The sequence below is a fragment of the Streptomyces sp. adm13(2018) genome, assembly GCF_008042145.1.
GTDB lineage: Bacteria > Actinomycetota > Actinomycetes > Streptomycetales > Streptomycetaceae > Streptomyces.
In genome coordinates this window covers 73,541-76,003 of sequence record NZ_RDBH01000113.1, presented here as the reverse complement: position 1 = coordinate 76,003, position 2,463 = coordinate 73,541, and the positions used below count along the sequence as shown (strand labels likewise).

The window sequence follows — 2,463 nt, the reverse complement described above, 5'->3', positions numbered from 1 at the left end:
GGCTTGTGCCGAGTGGAACACGTTCCTAGCATCTCCGGTGTTACATCATTGGTGTCACACACGTCTGGGGGCTCGATGAGCACGACGCACACCGCCGGAAACGGCCCGCTCGCCGGAGTACGCGTGGTCGAGCTCGCCGGCATCGGCCCCGGCCCCTTCGCCGCCATGCTGCTCGCCGACCTCGGCGCCGACGTCGTCCGCGTCGACCGCCCCGGCGGCCCCGGTCTGGGCATCGACCCGGCCCGCGACCTCACCAACCGCAACAAGCGCTCGGCCGTCGTCGACCTCAAGGCGGCGGACGGCCCCGCCACCGTGCTCGACCTCGTCGAACGCGCCGACATCCTCATCGAGGGCTACCGCCCCGGCGTCGCCGAACGCCTCGGCGTCGGSSCCGACGCCTGCCTCGCCCGGAACCCGCGCCTCGTCTACGGCCGGATGACCGGCTGGGGCCAGCACGGACCGCTCGCCGCGACCGCCGGACACGACATCGGCTACATCGCGATCACCGGCGCCCTCGGCATGATCGGACCCGACCCCGACGGCCCGCCCGGCATCCCCGCCAACCTCCTCGGCGACTACGCCGGCGGCTCCCTCTACCTGGTCGTCGGCGTCCTCGCCGCCCTCCAGCACGCCCGCGCGCACGGCGAGGGCCAGGTCGTCGACGCGGCGATCGTCGACGGCACCGCCCACCTCACCACCATGATCCACGGCATGCTGGCCGCCGGCAGCTGGCAGGACAGGCGGGGCGTCAACCTGCTGGACGGCGGCTGCCCGTTCTACGGGGTCTACGAGACCTCCGACGGGGGACACATGGCGGTCGGCGCCCTGGAGGAACGGTTCTACGCGGAGTTCGCCCGGATCCTCGGCATCGAGGAGGCCGCCGCCGCCCGCCACGACCTCGGACGCTGGCCCGAACTCCGCAAGGCCGTCGCCGACCGCTTCCTCGGCCGGACCCGCGAGGAGTGGACCGCCCTCTTCGAGGGCAGCGACGCCTGCGTGGCCCCCGTCCTCTCCCTGCGCGAGGCGCCGTCCCACCCGCATCGCCCAGCCCGCCCCCGCGCCCCGCTTCTCCGCCACCCCCGGCGCACTGCGCCGGGGACCCGCGCTGCCCGGCGCCGACACGGCCGAGGTCGCCGCCGACTGGGCCGTACCCGCCCTCGTACGCCGGTCCGGGACCCCGGAGCCCGACGCGTGACCCGGCCGACCGGACCCGGAGGACCGACCCGCGGGCGCACCGGCCACGACCGTCGCGTCCGACTCGCGCACCGCCCGCCCCAGACCCAGGAGACCGCCGTATGAAGCGCCAGCTCTACTCCGCCGACCACGAGGCCTTCCGGGCCACCGTCCGCACCTTCCTGGAGAAGGAGGTGCTGCCCCACTACGAGCAGTGGGAGAAGGACGGCATCGTCTCCCGCGAGGCCTGGCTCGCCGCCGGACGGCAGGGCCTGCTCGGCCTCGCCGTCGACGAGGAGTACGGCGGCGGGGGCAACCCCGACTTCCGCTACGCGTCCGTGCTCGCCGAGGAGTTCACCCGGGCCGGCACCCCCGGGCTCGCCATCGGCCTGCACAACGACATCATCGGCCCGTACCTCACCTCGCTGGGCACCGAGGAGCAGAAGCGGCGCTGGCTGCCCGGCTTCTGCTCGGGCGAGACCATCACCGCCATCGCCATGACGGAACCCGGCGCGGGCTCCGATCTCCAGGGCATCCGTACGACCGCCGAGGACCACGGCGACCACTGGATCCTCAACGGCTCCAAGACCTTCATCTCCAACGGCATCCTCGCCGACCTCGTGGTCGTCGTCGCCCGCACCACCCCCGAGGGCGGCGCCCACGGCCTCTCCCTCCTCGTCGTCGAGCGCGGCGCGGAGGGCTTCGAGCGCGGCCGGAACCTCGACAAGATCGGCCAGAAGTCGCAGGACACCGCCGAACTGTTCTTCCACGACGTACGCGTCCCCAAGGAGAACCTGCTCGGCGAGCTCAACGGAGCCTTCGTCCACCTGATGACCAACCTCGCCCAGGAACGGATGGCCATCGCCGTCGCCGGCATCGCCGCCGCCGAACACCTGCTGGAGATCACCACCACGTACGTCAAGGAGCGCGAGGCCTTCGGCCGCCCGCTCTCCCGGCTCCAGCACATCCGCTTCGAGATCGCCGAGATGGCCACCGAGTGCGCCGTCACCCGCACGTTCATCGACCGCTGCATCGTGGAGCACAGCGACCCCGAAGGGGCCGGACTCGACGCCGTCCACGCCTCCATGGCCAAGTGGTGGGCGACCGAACTCCAGAAGCGGGTCGCCGACCGCTGTCTGCAACTGCACGGAGGGTACGGCTACATGAGCGAGTTCCCGGTGGCACGCGCCTACACCGACGGCCGGATCCAGACCATCTACGGCGGCACGACCGAGATCATGAAGGAGATCATCGGCCGTTCCCTCCTCGGCTGACCTCCCGCCTCCCGCC

At 72.5% G+C, this 2,463-nt stretch carries 2 protein-coding genes; both read left to right on the top strand.

Features of this window, described 5'->3' with window-relative positions; translation table 11 throughout:
* Positions 1–75: 75 nt before the first annotated feature.
* A complete protein-coding gene (locus tag EAO70_RS10295; RefSeq protein ID WP_148002703.1) occupies positions 76–1,299 on the top strand; it encodes a CaiB/BaiF CoA transferase family protein in 1,224 nt (407 codons plus the stop codon).
* Positions 1,296–2,447, top strand: coding sequence for an acyl-CoA dehydrogenase family protein (locus EAO70_RS10290; RefSeq protein ID WP_148002702.1), 1,152 nt, complete (start codon positions 1,296–1,298; stop codon positions 2,445–2,447). The genes EAO70_RS10295 and EAO70_RS10290 overlap by 4 nt, the downstream gene beginning before the upstream one ends.
* Positions 2,448–2,463: the final 16 nt, after the last annotated feature.